The organism is Achromobacter spanius (assembly GCF_003994415.1).
Taxonomy (GTDB): domain Bacteria; phylum Pseudomonadota; class Gammaproteobacteria; order Burkholderiales; family Burkholderiaceae_B; genus Achromobacter; species Achromobacter spanius_C.
Genome location: NZ_CP034689.1, coordinates 4,697,438 through 4,713,296 on the forward strand (window position 1 = coordinate 4,697,438; position 15,859 = coordinate 4,713,296).

13 protein-coding genes and 1 tRNA gene are annotated in these 15,859 nt (G+C 60.7%); all 14 read right to left on the bottom strand.

The window, feature by feature from the left end:
- Nucleotides 1-87 precede the first annotated feature (87 nt).
- The gene (locus ELS24_RS21515; RefSeq protein ID WP_127185320.1) at nucleotides 88-1,026 is read right to left on the bottom strand and encodes a DUF6708 domain-containing protein; all 939 of its coding nucleotides are present in this window, start codon (nucleotides 1,024-1,026) and stop codon (nucleotides 88-90) included.
- Nucleotides 1,027-1,053: 27 nt separating this feature from the next.
- A complete protein-coding gene (locus tag ELS24_RS21520; protein WP_127185321.1) occupies nucleotides 1,054-1,821 on the bottom strand; it encodes a DUF6708 domain-containing protein in 768 nt (255 codons plus the stop codon).
- Between the two features lie 411 nt (nucleotides 1,822-2,232).
- Nucleotides 2,233-3,350, bottom strand: a protein-coding gene (locus tag ELS24_RS21525; protein ID WP_428839658.1) for an IS3 family transposase whose coding sequence is annotated in 2 segments (ribosomal slippage) — nucleotides 2,233-3,101 and nucleotides 3,101-3,350 — 1,119 coding nt in all. Because the reading frame shifts where the segments join, the coding sequence is not laid out codon by codon here.
- Between the two features lie 63 nt (nucleotides 3,351-3,413).
- On the bottom strand, nucleotides 3,414-6,032 hold the full coding sequence (locus ELS24_RS21530) for a toxin VasX (RefSeq protein WP_127185322.1): 2,619 nt from the start codon (nucleotides 6,030-6,032) through the stop codon (nucleotides 3,414-3,416).
- Between the two features lie 10 nt (nucleotides 6,033-6,042).
- Nucleotides 6,043-6,975, bottom strand: a complete 933-nt coding sequence (locus tag ELS24_RS21535; RefSeq protein WP_127185323.1) for a hypothetical protein — start codon at nucleotides 6,973-6,975, stop codon at nucleotides 6,043-6,045.
- Between the two features lie 255 nt (nucleotides 6,976-7,230).
- On the bottom strand, nucleotides 7,231-9,711 hold the full coding sequence (locus ELS24_RS21540; RefSeq protein ID WP_127185324.1) for a TonB-dependent siderophore receptor: 2,481 nt from the start codon (nucleotides 9,709-9,711) through the stop codon (nucleotides 7,231-7,233).
- 118 nt (nucleotides 9,712-9,829) lie between these two features.
- Nucleotides 9,830-10,834: a FecR domain-containing protein gene (locus ELS24_RS21545; protein ID WP_127185325.1), complete on the bottom strand. Its 1,005-nt coding sequence runs from the start codon at nucleotides 10,832-10,834 to the stop codon at nucleotides 9,830-9,832.
- On the bottom strand, nucleotides 10,827-11,339 hold the full coding sequence (locus ELS24_RS21550) for a sigma-70 family RNA polymerase sigma factor (protein WP_240669354.1): 513 nt from the start codon (nucleotides 11,337-11,339) through the stop codon (nucleotides 10,827-10,829). Before ELS24_RS21550 ends, ELS24_RS21545 begins: the two co-directional genes overlap by 8 nt.
- A 197-nt stretch (nucleotides 11,340-11,536) precedes the next feature.
- Nucleotides 11,537-11,613, bottom strand: a tRNA-Arg gene (locus ELS24_RS21555).
- A 107-nt stretch (nucleotides 11,614-11,720) separates the two neighbouring features.
- Nucleotides 11,721-12,305, bottom strand: a complete 585-nt coding sequence (locus tag ELS24_RS21560; protein WP_050450275.1) for a helix-turn-helix domain-containing protein — start codon at nucleotides 12,303-12,305, stop codon at nucleotides 11,721-11,723.
- Nucleotides 12,306-12,318: 13 nt separating this feature from the next.
- Nucleotides 12,319-13,611 (bottom strand): NAD(P)/FAD-dependent oxidoreductase, encoded by a 1,293-nt coding sequence (locus tag ELS24_RS21565; RefSeq protein WP_127185326.1) that lies wholly within the window; start codon nucleotides 13,609-13,611, stop codon nucleotides 12,319-12,321.
- 17 nt (nucleotides 13,612-13,628) lie between these two features.
- Nucleotides 13,629-14,318 carry an amino acid ABC transporter permease gene (locus ELS24_RS21570; protein WP_050450277.1) on the bottom strand — a complete coding sequence of 230 codons (690 nt, stop codon included), beginning with the start codon at nucleotides 14,316-14,318 and terminating at the stop codon, nucleotides 13,629-13,631.
- Between the two features lie 2 nt (nucleotides 14,319-14,320).
- Nucleotides 14,321-15,013 (bottom strand): amino acid ABC transporter permease, encoded by a 693-nt coding sequence (locus tag ELS24_RS21575; RefSeq protein ID WP_050450278.1) that lies wholly within the window; start codon nucleotides 15,011-15,013, stop codon nucleotides 14,321-14,323.
- A 33-nt stretch (nucleotides 15,014-15,046) separates the two neighbouring features.
- Nucleotides 15,047-15,841: an ABC transporter substrate-binding protein gene (locus tag ELS24_RS21580; RefSeq protein WP_127185327.1), complete on the bottom strand. Its 795-nt coding sequence runs from the start codon at nucleotides 15,839-15,841 to the stop codon at nucleotides 15,047-15,049.
- Nucleotides 15,842-15,859 lie beyond the last annotated feature (18 nt).

Here is a 15,859-nt window from a genome sequence, read left to right on the forward strand (position 1 = left end):
TTCAGCAACGCTGACACAAGCGAAACGCGGCCGCGATACGCAAGCGCGGCGGAGTCTGCCCTCGTTCATCCAACACTGGCCATGTGCTCAAGAATCAATGCGCTCCCCGTTCACACGAATCACTGGCCTGCGCTTCTCGTCGAAGCCGCACAACCTATCGATTTCCTTTGGGAACTGTGTGTACGGCACGTTGTACTGAATGAATGCCTCGACGCTGTCCGGAAATGCGTCGATGAGCAGCCAGCCCAGCCAGAGCGGAATGGTGAGGGGGGCTTTGAACATTCCATAGGGCTTCGCCAAACGGCGTCGCAGGCCTGCATACCAGTCTCGGTAGGGTTGTTGGGTCTCTCGCCAGCGGCTTCCTCGTGGTGGCAGCGGCGCGGGCTTGGGCAGGCCTTCTGGACCACGTTCCATGAAGACTTGCAAATAGGACCAAAGGCTCTTGGCCGAACGGTCGCCGTCAAACAAGCCGAGATTGCCGCATGCCGCACAGATTTCTGTCGGTGGGTCCATGCTGTAGTCCACGCCCAAAAGGTACAGCGGGTGCCGGCTGGCGTAGCCGCTTGCAGACACAATGGGAACGTACCCTGCCACGGCTTCGAGCTGGTCCCAATCGAGTACGTGCAGACGCTTCTGGCGCGGGTAGATGAAGTAGAGTTTGCGGGTGCGTCGGTGGATGCGAATATACGCACCGCGATTTCGATGGGCACCACTTGCGAAGTAGAAAATGGAGATCATTGCAGGCAGTACAGGAATGTAGAGTGCAATCTCCACGAAGCTCCTCAATGTCACTTGCTCTATACCTTCAACAAAAAGAATAAGCGCACATGCTCCGAGCGAGACAACGACTGACAATCCAAGGGCTCCAGCGGCCCCAAGTTGAGTGAAATTCGCAAAGGTTTCGAGTTCAACAGCCTGACTGTTTACCCTACGCACGCCATCCGGTTGAGGACTTTCTCCCGTGGGCCGATTTCGATACAGAGGCGTTCCACCAAAGCGCAATCTGTTTGGCAGACGCTTGATCACATTGTCTGTCCTATCCACGGCGGTACTTCATGGCTCGATGCGCTCCCCGTTGACACGAATGACCGGCTTGCGCTTCTCGTCAAAGCCGCACAACCTATCGATTTCCTTTGGAAACTGTGTGTACGGCACGTTGTACTGGATGAAGGCCTCGACGCTGTCCGGAAATGCATTGATGAGCAGCCAGCCTAGCCAGAGCGGAATGGTGAGGGGGGCTTTGAACATTCCATAGGGCTTCGCCAGCCGGCGTCGCAGGCCTGCATACCAGTCTCGATAGGGTTGTTGGGTCTCTTGCCAGCGGCTTCCTCGTGGTGGCAGCGGCGCGGGCTTGGGCAGGCCTTCTGGGCCTCGTTCCATGAAGACTTGCAAATAGGACCAGAGGGCCTTGGCCGAACGGTCGCCGTCAAACAGTCCAAGATTGCCGCATGCCGCACAGATTTCTGTCGGCGGGTCCATGCTGTAGTCCACGCCAAAAAGGTACAGCGGGTGCCGACTGGCGTAGCCACTTGCAGACACAATGGGAACGTATCCTGCCAAGGCTTCGAGTTGGCCCCAATCGAGTACGTGAAGACGCTTCTGGCGCGGGTAGATGAAGTACAGCTTGCGGGTGCCTCGGTGAATGCGAATAAAGGCTCCGCGGCTTTTGTAAGCACCGCCAGCTATGTAAAAAATGACGGCCATACCAGTTGATACCGGCAGTCCAGTGAGCATAGCCAAGACTGTATCAGTCTCAATGGTCGTGGGGCCGAGGGCTAATACGCACGATACAAAGACAATGACAAAAATGAGGATTGACATGCCAATGTACCCAGCTGCTCCGCTTTGCGTGAAGTTGTAATAAGTGTCAAGTTCGACACATTCGTCGTTGACACGTCGCACCCCATCGGGTTGAGGCGGTTCTCCCGTGGGTCGATCTCGATATAGAGGCGTTCCACCAAAGCGCAAGCTGTTTGGCAGACGTTTAGCCGCGGACATTATTTGGTGCTCCAACGGGTTCTAGCTTGGCTGAATCAATCGGATTCGTGAACCAGCCACTTGATGTGAACACCAACGGCGTCGGCGCGTCCGGGTGTAGCAATGCCAACCCGGGTTGTTGGTCCGGATCTGGAAAGTACAGATACTCCAATGCGACTTCCGTATCCTCATGCATTTGAATCACCCAGCCACATTCTCTACCGGTGCCGCCTAACGGAGTCGTAAGCACCCCTGTCAAGTAGACATCGGTTGATAGACGATCGGAGCAAGGGTTAGCCGGGGCATGAATTGCACCGGCGGGAGGCCACCCAGCGATTCATGCGGGCGGTACTGGTTGTAATCGACCAGCCATTGATCGGTAATCGTCTGGACCTGCTCAAGGTTGGCGAACAGGTGCGCGTCGAGCACCTCGGTTCGATAAGTTCGATTGAAGCGCTCAATGAAAGCGTTCTGATTTGGCTTGCCCGGCTGGATATAGCGGATCGCGATGCCCTTTGCGCTAGCCCATTGGGTGAACGCCTCTGAGATCATCTCCGGACCGTTATCCAGGCGTATTGCGTCAGGCGGCCCATAGCAGTCGATCAAACGGCTCAATACCCGAATGAGGCGTGCAGACGGGATGGACACGCCTACCTCGATGGCCAAGCACTCCCGGTTCGCCTCGTCGATCACGTTCAGAGTGCGAAACCGCCGGCCGCAGTAGAGAGCGTCATGCATGAAGTCGAGCGCCCAACAACGATTAGGCTCTGTGGCCAGATCCAGCGGCTGTCGCGGTCGGTCGGGAAGCCGCTTTTTGCAGCGCCGAGGCAAATTCAGACCCATGTCGCAGTACACCCGATGAACGCGCTTTTTGTTCCAGCCGCGACCGTCGAGGCGCAGCCGGGTGAAACACTTCCAGAATCCCCAACGCCCATGCCGGGTCACAATGGCATTGAGAGCATCAATGACTGGGGAATCCCGCTCAGATGCCGGCATTGGCTTCTTGTAGTACGCCGCCCGCGATAGGCCGGCAATCTGACAAGCGCGCGTGATTGAGAGCTTGGCTTGCACCAGCTGTCCCACCACTTCGCGCCTGGCCGACGGCGTCAGGATTTTCGATTCAAGACATCCTTGATCGCTGCATTCTCCAGCGCCAAGTCGGCAAACATGCGTTTGAGCTTGGCGTTTTCAGCTTCCAGTTCGCGCAGCCTCTGCAACTCGGAAACTTGAACGCCGGAGAACTTGCTCTTCCAAAGGTAATACGTGGCGTTGCTGATGCCGTGTTTGCGGCACAGCTCGGCGACCGGCATGCCGGCTTCGCCTTCCTTCAGAACAGCAACGATCTGGCTCTCGGTAAATCTGCTTTTCTTCAAGGGAATCTCCAACTCAGGGAGGCTCCGAAATTCTACCGGGCGGTGTCTACCTGAAGGGGGAGCTTACGGAGTGACCAAGCATTCACGGTGATAGTCTATGGGGTTGGTGCCTGGGGCATACGCAATAGGCCCATTCACCTGCGCAAGTCTGTTACCACGCAGGGTAAAGGCCAGCTTGGTTTGAAATCTCTCTCCAGGTATGTCGGTGGTACCGGGCAACTGACAGCTGATGCGCAGGGCACCCACCGAATATCCAAAAGACTTTTCCCATTCAGGGGTCAGTCGTGGGCGATAGTACAAACTATGGACGGCATCCAACTCCTCGCGATTGGTGTAATGACGACTGTCCACTCCCCAAGCACTGTGTTTGAGCCATATTTCGACTGGACCGTGTTTGGCCATATCAGCGCCGAACGCGAAGCCAATGACAAGTACGACGGCGACACCTGCAACAACTGCCCAGCCAAACGGAGTGAGGCCAAGCACTGCAACCACTGTTCCACCGCCAGAAATGGTCGCCGCTACGGCCGAACCACCCGCCCAAGTCGCGACCGCCAGCGTGCCGCCAGCAAGGGCGGAGCCAAGCAGCATTCCTCCTTGTTGCGGATTGCTGTCACTAAGCGCACTAATTGCCCTGATAGAGTCTGCGAAAGCAGCGAGTCCTGCTCCTCCCGCTCCGAAGAGAGCAACACCCCGTTTTGCTGCAAAGATCCTCACACTGTTCACCAATGCCGTATTCCCTCGGGCGCCAGCACCAATTGCAATAGCAGTTGAGCCAACTTCGATACTCGCACCGATGAGCGAACTGCTGGCGCCCAATAAACTGGAGAAGTCAGCGATACGGTCTCTAGGATTCTTGAAATCTGTCCAGGCATTGTTCAGCCCCTTCAATGCTAGAAAGCCGCCTAGTCCAGTGAAGAAATGTCCACCAGGACCTCGAATTCGGTCCAGCATATTGATGAAAGGGTTACCTTCCATGTGTATAGCCCGTGGGGCTGGCAAGGCTGGCCTATCAGTTGGCGCCTCATCGAGCTCTCGGTATGTGGTTTCAGCAATCTTGACCCAGTCGTACACCAAAACATGAGTAAGCACGTCGGTCTGATTGACTTTCGGAGACGGAATTTTCCAGCCCTGCGAGCGCTCGCCACCTAGCGTTTGATAGCCCTGGAATTCATAGGCGGCGCGCTGCAAATCCACCAGACTTACGTCGTATACAACGATGGTTGCGTTGGCTCGGATCTCCATCACGTGTCGCAGACGCCGTACCAATACGTCCGCTTGCTTTGCCTGCGGCAAAACCTGCAGCAATCCAATCAGCGCATTGGTGGCGGGAGTGATGACATGCTCTTCCATGAATTTGTCCATAACTTCGAACATGTTCTTGGCGATATAACCCGTACTGGACTGCAACCGGGCCAGCAGGATTTCGCTGCCATTGGCGAGTGCGAGCCAATAGGGGCTCTTGTCTGCGGGCTTGGCGATCAAGTCGCTTAGGGCTTGCGCCCCGTCCTTCGTATGAACCAAGCCGCCCACGCACTGGAAGACGGCATTCTCATAGCCGCGTGCGTTGTGGATCACGCGAAGGTCAAAGCAACTCAGTGCCTTGCCCAACAGCTTCTCTTGGTCGATGAGCAGCACCCAGGCGATGGAATCTTTCACAGCCGTGGCAATGGCTTTCTCAAACTCTTTGATCTTCTTGGAGTAGGTATCGGGAAACGACGTTGCGCCAACATAGTTCACCAGATTTCGTTGCTTGGCCAGGGCCTTGGCCAAATCCGGGGAACTGGCAGCCTGCTTCTTCATGGCCTCAAAATAGTTGGTAATGAGCATCCCGCTCTGCAACTTGTGCGCATTTTGACCGGCATACTTCGTCTTGCTCGCTACAGCCTCTGTGACCAGGTAGTGCAGCTCACTTGCAATTCCGATGGGATCTTGCAGCGCAACCACCAGAGGCGTGATGTCCATACGAGGGCGCAGTTCGATGTACATATTGCCCAAGATATTATTGTGGTCCGCAACGGCCACCGAGAACTGAATCTCGCTCCAGCCATAATGCATGGGAGTGCCGTGCACAGCCGGTGGAACCAGCTCCCGGGCGGCGTTGCCAAGCAATGCGGCACTAAAGACATGCTTCTGCTTAGCCCCCCCAGCAGACTTGATTTTGACGGCCAGCGCATCCCGCAGCCCGTCCGTGTTCGTTTCGATATCCCAAAGCGTGCGATGAGTAAGCATCGTCTCACTTACCATCAGGTAGATGCTCTCTGCGGTTTTGCTTTCTGGGGCTAGCAGAAAGGACTTGGCGCCCGCAGTATCGGGGCTCGCCTGCCGACCCGGGGTGGCGTCGGTTTCATCGGCACGGCTCCACCAGATACGAGCAAATCGCACGTCCTCGGTAACTTGATAGTGCTGCGTCCACATGCGGCCCTTCTCGAAAAAGCAGAGGTAGACGTAAGTGCCCGGACGCAGCACGCGCAAACCGTAGGCCTTGCCTGACGTGAGCGCGGGATAGCCCTCGGTATCAAGGGTGGAAAATACGTCTTTATCTAGCACCGTATCCGCGATGCCGTAGCGTAGTGGGTAGACAGGAATGCACCGATGACACGGTGGTGCCGAGATAGCTTTACCCAGTTGTTTTTCATTGGGGCGGTCCGGGCTCAGCGCTATTTTGTAAGTCGTCGTCATGCATCCTCCCTTACGACATCGTGGAAGCAGTAGCGGCCAGCCGCGCTTCGGCGTCCGTCAAGCGCTGTTTCCCCTGCACCTTTCGATTGACCAAGATGTCGCGCAACGCGACATCCTTGGTAAAGCTCTCCTGTGCATAGCGAAAGCGCAGTTCCAGGTAATGGCGAACGTCGCGTTCCGTGACTAGCCCCAGTTGATCGGTGGCCTCACTAGTGAAGAGATTTAGATGCCGCCAGAGCACTGGTTCATTCTCTGGGCGGCCGTACGCCGGAAAACGTTGACGAAAGTCGCGTGCACAGTCGCGCATGAACCACGCGTGGCTGGCTTGGCCAAGCGCGGCCTCATCGTTCGCTGTCAAAGCGATGGGGCTTTCCGTTATCCACGAAGTGAAAGCGGCTTCCGGAGCATCGGCACACAGCCACTCGCCCGACAGCACATCACCTGCGTGCCAGACAAAGCGCTGAATGGGGCCGAAAAGCTGATATAGACGATCCGCCGGCAAGCCTTCACAGAGTTCTTCAAGGGCGCGCGCGGCATGGAGACTGAAAGCGATCGGAAAACCATCAGATCCCGTCAGCTGGTGCAAGTGCTGGAGGTGAGCCACCAGCATGGCATCGTCGTCAGGGCCTAGCAGAATCAAGCCCGCCTGCTGGCCAAGCCAGTGGTCGAGCGCGAAGGTAAAGAGCGGCTCGTCCAGCGGTACCAGCAAAGGCCCGCCGCGATAGCCTGGAGAAGCGTATTCCCAGGGCGTGTCGCGCCACACCCAACGATAGTCAAAACGCTTGGTTAACTTCAGCAGGTCTTGTTCAAGTGTTTCGCTGTGTGCTCCGCTCAGCCAAAGCCAAGGCCGTGCGCCCTGTTGGAGCGTGGCCCAGTTCAGGTGAGGCAGTGTGTTCACCACTTGACGCGACCAGTTGGATTGATCGGACGTGGTGTCCTTCATGCCGTTTCCGTATGGCCTGGAACGCTGAGCGTTGCTTCGAATATCTGCGGGGTGGTGAAGGTCCGGAAGTCGGACGAAGAAGTCATGGCGTGCTCCCGCCGAGGACGGACCGTAGTGGCCGTCTCAGGCGTCAAGTGGTGGTAACCACTTTTAGAAGCAAGCTCCTAAGCAGGTAAATGAGAACAATCTTAGAAATGTATGGGACATGTCCTGTTCTCTTAGGCGAACCTGTTCGGGAGCCAGCCGGACAACGGCTTAGAAGCGGCCGCGCAAGGTCAATGCGGCGCTGCGCGGCGTCCCGTAGAAGTTGCCGTAGTCCAGGTAACCGACCGTGCTGTAGTAGGTCTTGTCGAACAAATTGTTCACGTTGACCTGCGCCGACCAGTTGTCGCTGATCTGGTATTGGGCAAACGCATTCCAGATCGCGTAGCCGGGCTGCGTGAACTTGTAAGGCTTGCTTTGCTTGCTGAGGCTGCCGTCGGCATTACGCAAGTACGCGCTGCCGCTGACATAGGTGGTGCTTTGGATGCTGACGCCGCCGCCCACTTTCCAGCGATGCAGTTCGCCCGGCAACTGGTAGGTCGCAAAGATCTTGGCCATGTGCTTGGGCGTCAGGGGCTGATAGCTGCCTCCCGACGCATTGCGGTCGCGATTCTGGTTGTAGTTGTAGCTGGCTGTCAGTTGGACGCCCGGCGCCACTTCCCCGCTTAATTCCGCGTCGAAGCCCTTGCTGACGATGTTCCCGTTGGGCAGGAAGCAGCAAGTCGCGCCGTTGCCCGCCCTGCTGGACGGATAGGTCGTATCGCGCACGGCGGCATTCTTGCGCTCGATCTGATAAATGGCGAACGCGCTATGCAGCTTGCCGTCCAGATGCTCGCCCTTCAGGCCGATCTCGTAGTTGCGGCCGGTTACCGGGTCCAGCGGGTTACCGGGCGCCGGGCCTTGCAGGCTGTTGGCTTGCGATTTGAAGGTTTCGGCCACGCTGGCGTAGGTGGTCCAGGTGTCGTTCAGATCAACCGTCGCGGCCAGATAGGGCGTAAAGACATTGTCGTCCTGGTACTGGGTCACCGAGGTTGCAGTGACCTCTCTTGCGGCATTCAAGGTCTGGTTCGTGAATGTGTAGTCGTACCGGCTCAGGCGGCCGCCCACAATCACATGCAGCGGATCGGCCAGATGCATGTTCAGCGACCCGTACACGCCGGCCTGCCGCGTGTCGGTGGTCTGATTCCACATCGGCGTGAAGTCCGTGTCGCGCGGGTAATCGTAAGGATCGAACTCAAAGATGTCAGGCACCGCCTGACCGCGGTTGGACGGTTTGGAACCATAAGTGCTGGGCCGAAAACGTTCCCAACTGGCGCCCACCACCACCTGGTGGCGGCGACCCCACAGGCCAAACGAACCATTGGCGGATAAGTCGATGGACGTGTTCTTGAAGTGCTCGTTCTGGTCGCTGGCGGTGTCGAACAACCCGCTGCCCGTCAAGGGGTCGATCGCGCCGGAGAAATAGTGATCGAAACGGTCCTGGTGCGAGTTTTCATGGTTGATGTCCAGGTTGGCGCTCCAATCGCCTCCAAGCTGCTGCGTCACATGCCCGAAGAGATTGACGATGGTCCGGGTCGCCTGATCATCGGCGCCGCTAAGGTAGGTATTGCGGGGAAGCTTCAGGTCCTCGCCGGTGGCATAGCGCGGCAAACCGTAGCCCTGATAGGACGAATCCCGCTTTTGATAAGAGGCCCCGACAAAGGCCGTGGTGGTGCTGGTCAGATCCGCTTCAAGAATCCCGTAGCCTAGCGTGCGGCGGCTGTGCGCCACATCGTAGAAGAAATTCTTGTCTTCATAGGCCAGCACGCCGCGCCCACGCAACTTGCCGTTTTCCGTCAGCGGGCCACTCACGTCCAGATCCGTACGCTTATAGGCCCAACTGCCTACCTCGGCCTGCGCGATGACCTGCAATTCCGGGGTGGGTTTCTTGCGTACCAGGTTGATCGTGCCGCCCGCTTCGTTGGCGCCGCCAAACAGACCGTCAGCACCGCGCAGCACTTCGACGTGATCATAGAACGCCATGTCATCGTCCGCACCGAACGAGCGGTACATCGACGCCCCGCCATCCACGCGCATATTGCCGATTGCGAATCCGCGCGACAGGTAGTTGCTGCTGAGCATCGCCCCCTGGAACATCGCGATGCCCGGCGTGGCGCTCATCACGTCGTTCAGGCTGACCAGACGCCGGTCTTCGATCTCTTGCCGGGTGATCACCGACACGCTTTGCGGCACCTCGCGCAGCGCTTGCGCCGTCTTGCCCCCCACCGTGGCCGAACTGGCGGTGAAAGAACCGGTGTTTTCGGTCACGCCCAGGCGGCCCAGCACGGTGACGGGTTCAAGCTGCGTCACGCCGGGCGGTGGCACGCGAACCAGGCGATACCCGTCACGCTCGGGCAGCGCCTCCAGACCCGTGCCGCGCAGCAACGCCACCAGCCCTTCCCTGACGCTCATCACCCCGTCCACGCCCGGACTCTGCAAACCCGACGTGACGGCGGGATCGCTTGCGATCAACACTCCAGCCTGCGCGCCGAAGCTCAACAAGGCGGCATTCAAGCCACCCGCGTCAATGCGATAGGCGCGACGTTGATCGTCGGCTGCCGCCTGCGCCCAGGCAGAAGACGGCAGATGGGGAAGGATTGCGCCAAGCAATACCGACGCAAGAAGGGTGTGGCGGGCGGCTCGGGGAAAGGCCATGACTCAGAGTTCCTAGACTGGGATGGAAAACAGATACGCCGGTGTGTTGGCGCCGTTCTCTATCTCTTTCGCTCGAACGCTGAATTTCCGCCTTTCCTGTAACAACTTCACCGCGCCCTCAGTGGGCGGCGCTCAGGGTCACCCAATATCGCGTGCGGTAATGCACCCGCACCGGCAACACCCGGGGCAGCATCGTCAGAATGCTGTCGCTGTCCGCCAACGGATACGTGCCCACCACTTCCAGCCGCGCGATGGCGGGATCACAACGCAGCACGCCCGTCCGGTAGCGGGCCAGTTGCGCCACGAAGTCGCCTAACGGCATCCGGTCGGCCAACAACATGCCATGCGTCCAGGCGTCCGCGCCCGGCGCCACCGGCAGCACCGGACCGGTGCCCAACGCTTGCAGCGCCGTATGCTGGCCTGCCAGCACCCGAGTCACCCGCCCATCGGCGCGCGCGACGATATCAACCGCCCCTACAAAAACGGCGATCTCATAGCCTCGGTCAGCCCCGTTGTCGCGCACGGAATAGCGCGTACCCACAGGCGTCAGCACGCCGTCGCGCGTCATCACCGACAGCGGGCCCAAGTCGTTGGGACTGGCGCTGGTGATCAAGATTTCACCCGAACGCAGCACCAGGGAGCGAGGCCGCTGGTCCAGGCGCAGGTCCAGCGCGGTGCCCGGCCCCATGACGATGCGCGTGCCGTCATCCAACGTCAGGGTGCGCAGTTCGCCCGTGCCCGTGCGCTGATCCGCCAGCAGGACGGGCCAGCGTTCCCACGGTTCGGCGGCCCATGCCAGCCCGGCCACAGCGCCGCCCGTCACCATCCACTTGAGCGCGTCGCGGCGCGCGCGGCGCATCGCGGCCCGCTCGATCAATTCGACCGCGACCGCCGGCGGCGCCACGGCACAGCGCGCCGCAAGATCGCCCCGCATGGCGCACATCCGCTGCCAGATGGTTTCGTTGTCGGGATGCGCCTGCCGCCAGCGCAGACAGGCGGCCACCGTCGCATCGCTGGGCTCGCCTTGCAGCCGGGCCATCCAGTCGGCCGCCTGCGCCAGGCGCTTGCGATCGACCAGCAGGCCGTCCGGGGCACGCTTGCTCAGCATCGCGGCGTCAGCCATAGATCGCCAGATAGCAATGCTGCAAGGCCTTGGACAAGGCTTTCTGTACGGCGTTGGTGGAAATGCCCAATTCGCGGGCGATCTCGGGCTGCGACAGACCTTGCACCTGCGCCAGCATGAACACCCGGTGCACGTGCACCGACAAGCCATCTAACACGGCGCACACCGCCGTCACCGCCTCGACCACCAGCGCCTGCTCTTCCGGCGAAGGGGCCACGTCGACGGGCTGGCGCGCCAGCACCTCGCAATAAGCCGCCTCGACGGCCGCCCGGCGGAAATGGCCGATGGTCAGTGTGCGAGCAATGTTGGTCAGGCAGGCGCGCGGCGCCGCGATGATGGCGCGGATATCGTCACGCAAGACCCGTTCGAAGGTGTCGTGCGCCAAGTCGGCCGCCTGGTCGACGTTACCCGTCTTGCGCCGCAGTAGTGTCACCAGCCAGCGGTGATGGACGCGATAAAGGTCCTCGACCGCCTGGCCTTTCATAACATCGGATGAGGAAGACACGGCTGCGCCCGCACCAAAATGGAACAATAACGATTCGCATTATAGACACGACACGGACGGCATGGTGGACGGCGCCTTCAGCGAATACATCGACCAATGCAACGACGCGATGTGGCTTCTGGACCGCGAGTGGGTGGACTCGGTGGGTGGGGCTCGGTGGGTGGGCCCGTTCAAAGCCTTGTATTTGCAGACTATTCTGGCGCGGCAGGAGGGGCTCGAACCCCCGACCCCGGGCTTAGAAGGCCCGTGCTCTATCCAGCTGAGCTACTGCCGCGCAGTCTTTTGATGACCCCGAAAGATGTCCGGGCGCCGCATTTTACCTTGTTGCCGAAAAACTTGGGACGCGGCCTACCGCAGCGGCCTCTAAGCCCCCACGCCCCCCTACTCGTCCTCGATATCCGCGTGCGTGGACACCCACAGCACCATCGCATCCGCCTCGCTCAGGCTGATTACCCGGTGGCCCATGCGGCTGTCTATATAGAAGCTTTCGCCCGCCTTCAAACGCGCCGGTTCGTAGAACTCGGTGTACAGCATGACCTCCCCTTCCAGCACGTAGACGAATTCTTCGCCGCGGTGGCGGCTCCAGTCCTGGAATTCGTCGAACGAGCGCGCCTTGACGCGGGTGTGAAACGGCATCATGCGCTTGTGTGACAGCGCGGTGCACAGCAGGCGGTGGTCGTAGTACGGGGTTTCGTATTGGCGGCCTTCGCCTTCGCGGCTGAGGCTGCGGCGGCCGGTGCCCATGTGGGCGTCGGACGCGGTGAAGAGTTCGGCTACGTCCAGGTCCAGGCCCGCGGCGATCTTGATCAGGTTGTCGTAGGTGGGCGACAGCAGGCTGTTTTCTATTTTCGACAGCGTGGACGCGGCAACGCCGGTGGCTGCCGCCGCCTGCTTCAGGGTCCAATTGCGCGCTTGGCGCAAGGCCCGCAGCCGTTGCGCCAACGCGCTTTGTTTGTTGCCGTGCATCCTGTGTACCTTGTCATGCCCGCGTGGTGCGCTCCCGCCACCAGTCGCGCGCCTGGTAAGACCAATAAGTCAGTTGAACCGCCGCCGTGCCCAGCCCGCCGCCGTTCCAGGCCAGCCCAAAAGGTTCGAATAATTTATAGCGTTGCGTGTCGCCGGTGATCCCTTCGGCCACGACGCGCCCGCCAATGGAGGTGGTGTTCATGCCGTGACCGCCGAACGCCGTGCAATACCAGACGTCTGGCGCCAGCTGGCCAATCTGCGGCATCAGATGCCGGGCGTAAGCCATGCGGCCCGACCAGGCGGTTTCCACGCGCAGCCCCTGCAATTGCGGGTAAACGGACAGCAATTCGCGGCGCAGCGATTCGGCCAGATCGGGTGGGTCGTCGACACGGGTGGTGATTCTACTGCCCCAGCCGATACGGCCGCCATCCAGCACGCGGTAATAGTTGCCGGCGCGGCGGTCGTCGCCGATGGCCGCGGTGCTGCGGATGGCTTCAAGCACCCGGTCGCCCAGCGGTTCGGTCAGCATGATGTAGGTGGCAATGGGCAGCATCGCGCGGCGCAGCGCGGGCACCACGTCGCCGGTGTAGCCGCCGGTGGCCAGCACCACGGTGCGCGCTTCGATCTGGCCTTGGGCGGTTTTCAGGTGCTTGACGGCGCCGGTCAGCGTGACGCCGGTGACGGGGGAATCTTCATGGATGCGCACGCCCAGGCGCACGCATTCTCGGGCCAGCGCGCGCGCGTAGTTCAGCGGATGAAAGTGAAACGAGGCCGGGTCTTCGACGCCTTGGTGATAGACGTCGGACAGCAGGCGTTCACGCACCTGGCTGCGCGTCAGGAAGCGCACATCGCGGCCAAAGTCGCGGCGCTGGGCGTCACACCATTGGTTCAGCGCGTCGGTGGCTTCGTAGCGCACCACGCGCAGCCGGCCGTCGACCTTGTGGGCGTCGGCGATGGCCAGTGTGCGGATGTTGTCGCGGATGATCTCGACGCCTTCCATCGACAGCCGGTAAAGCTGGCGGTAGTGGTCTTCGTCCACATGGCGCTTGATGGCGTCGGCGCCGGCCGAAAACGCGGGCGACACCGAGCCGCCGTTGCGCCCGGATGCGCCCCAGGCGATGCGGCGCCCTTCCAGCAAGGTGACGCTGCGGCCGCGTCGGGCGAGTTCCAGCGCGGTCGACAAGCCGGCCAGCCCGCCGCCCACCACGCAGACGTCGGTGCTGGCCACGCCGGCCAGCGGCGCATAGCGCGTGTCCGCGTCGGACAGCGTGCGCTTGTAGTAGGTGTCGATGTACTCGGAGGCCATGCCGGTTCAGGTCCGTGTCAATGCAGGCTTGCGCCTTGCAGGCCGCCCGTCAGGCGCTTTTCCAGCCAGTTGGCCAGGCGCAGCAACGGGTAGCAGTAGATGAAGTAGATGGCGGCGATCATGCCGTAGATGAACAGCGATTTAGCGGGGAAGGTAATGATGAATACCTCGCCCTGGCGCGTCAGTTCGGTAATGCCGACCACCGACAGGATGGCGGTGCTTTTGATCAGCATGACGTAGACGCCGCTCATGGGTTGCACGATCAGGCGCATGGCCTGCGGCAACACGACCAGCCGCAGGATCTGCAGGGGTCGCAGGCCCAGCGTCATGGCGCCTTCGGTCTGGCCGCGCGGCACGGACTGGATGGCGCCCATGACGATTTCAGCGACGTAGCAGGACGTGTACACGGACAGCGACACGAAGGCGGCGGTGGCGGAATCCCAATGCAGCAGTTCGATGCCGGAGTTGGGCAGCACGAAGTAGAAGATATAAAGCTGCACCAGAAACGGCGTGCCGCGCAGGATGTGGATGTACAGGCCCAACAACTGGTGAATACCACGGATGTGGTAGCTGCGTATCACCCCTATCACAAAGCCCAGCAGCGAGCCCGCGATGATGGCCACGAACGATATCTTCAGCGTTTCCCAGAAGCCCTTCAGCAGAAAGGGCAGCACGACGCCGGCGGTGGAAAGATAGGAATCCAGCATGCTTACCTCGCGTTCCAGGCCGGGCCGGCCAACCAGAGGCTGACGCCTCGCGACAACAACAGCATGACGCCGTAGATCAGCAGGTAGCCCGCGGCAATCGTCAGGAAGCTTTCGCTGGGCACGATGCGGTCGCTGTTCATCTGCACGCCGGCCGCGACCAGTTCGAATACGGTGATCAGCGACAGCAGGGACGTGTCTTTGATCAGCACGGCGGTCTGCCCCAGCAACGGCGGCAGCGTGTTGGCGAATGCCTGCGGCAGCACCACGTAGCGCAGCCGCTGTTGATAGTTCATGCCGCAAGCCTTGGCGCCTTCGATCTGGCCGCGCGGCACGGATTCAATGCCTACGCGGATGATCTCGCTCATGTAGGCGGCGTGGTGCAGCGTCATGGCCATGATGCCCAGCACCATTTCGCTCCAGCGCCCGGCGCCCGGTATCACCATGGGCACCGCGTAATACACCAGGTAGATCTGCACCAGCAAGGGGGTGGACCGGATGAACTGCACGTAGGCCGCCACCGGGCGCCAGATGGCGCCGCGGCGCGACATGTGCAGCAAGGCCAGCGGCACGCCGGCCAACACGGACAGCACCAGGCTGGCGCCCGCCGCGATCAGCGTGTTGGCCAGGCCCGTGGCGAATTCGCCCGTGTACTGGCTGACGATGCGCCAGTTGTAGTAGTCGATCAGCCAATCCATGGGCGCTCCGGTCTCCTGGTTATGTGGCGCGGTTTATTGGTGGTCTTTCTTCCAGTCGGTGGAGTACCAGTACTTCACCTGCTCGGGCAGCGTGTTGTCGGCGGTCTTCAGCGTTTGCCAGTTATCCAGCCAGAACTTCAGGCGGAAGGCGTTGGGGCCGACGGCAAACGCCAGCGGCTCGCGCACCATCACGCCGTCCAGCACGCGCAGGTTGCCGAAGTCCACCAGGAACTGGTTGGCGGTGGACATGGACATGATGCCGGCGTCCAGACGGCCGCTGGACAGGGCCTGGCCCACCGGGGCGCTGCCGCCCGAGAACTCTTTCATGGTGGCCTTGGGCAGCATCTTCTTGCCGGCTTCGGCGTAGGTGCTGGCGCCCAGCACACCGACGTTCAGCCCGTCCTTGTTCAGTTCCTGGTACGACTTGTAGGGCGAGTCCTTCTGCACCACGGCAACCGTTTCGGCATAGAACATGGGCGCCGAGAACAGCACTTGCGCCGCGCGCTGCGGGGTGGGCGTCATGTCGGCGGCCACCATGTCGGCCTTGCCGGACAACAGCGCCGGCAGCAGGCCCTTCCATTCGTAGTCTTGCAGGACCAGCTTCACGCCCAGGTCGTCGGCCATGCGCTTGGCCACTTCCACGGCCAGGCCGGTGCGCTTGCCGGATTTGTCCATGAAGCTCATCAAGGGGCCCGAGGTCTGCACGGCCACGCGCAGTTCGCCGCGCTTGATGATGTCGCTTAGTTCGTCGGCTTGCGCGGGCAGCGCCACGGTGCTGGCGGCGACGGCGATGCTGGCCAGGCCCAGCCATTGTTTGATTTTCAGCATTTCGATATTCCCTTGTGG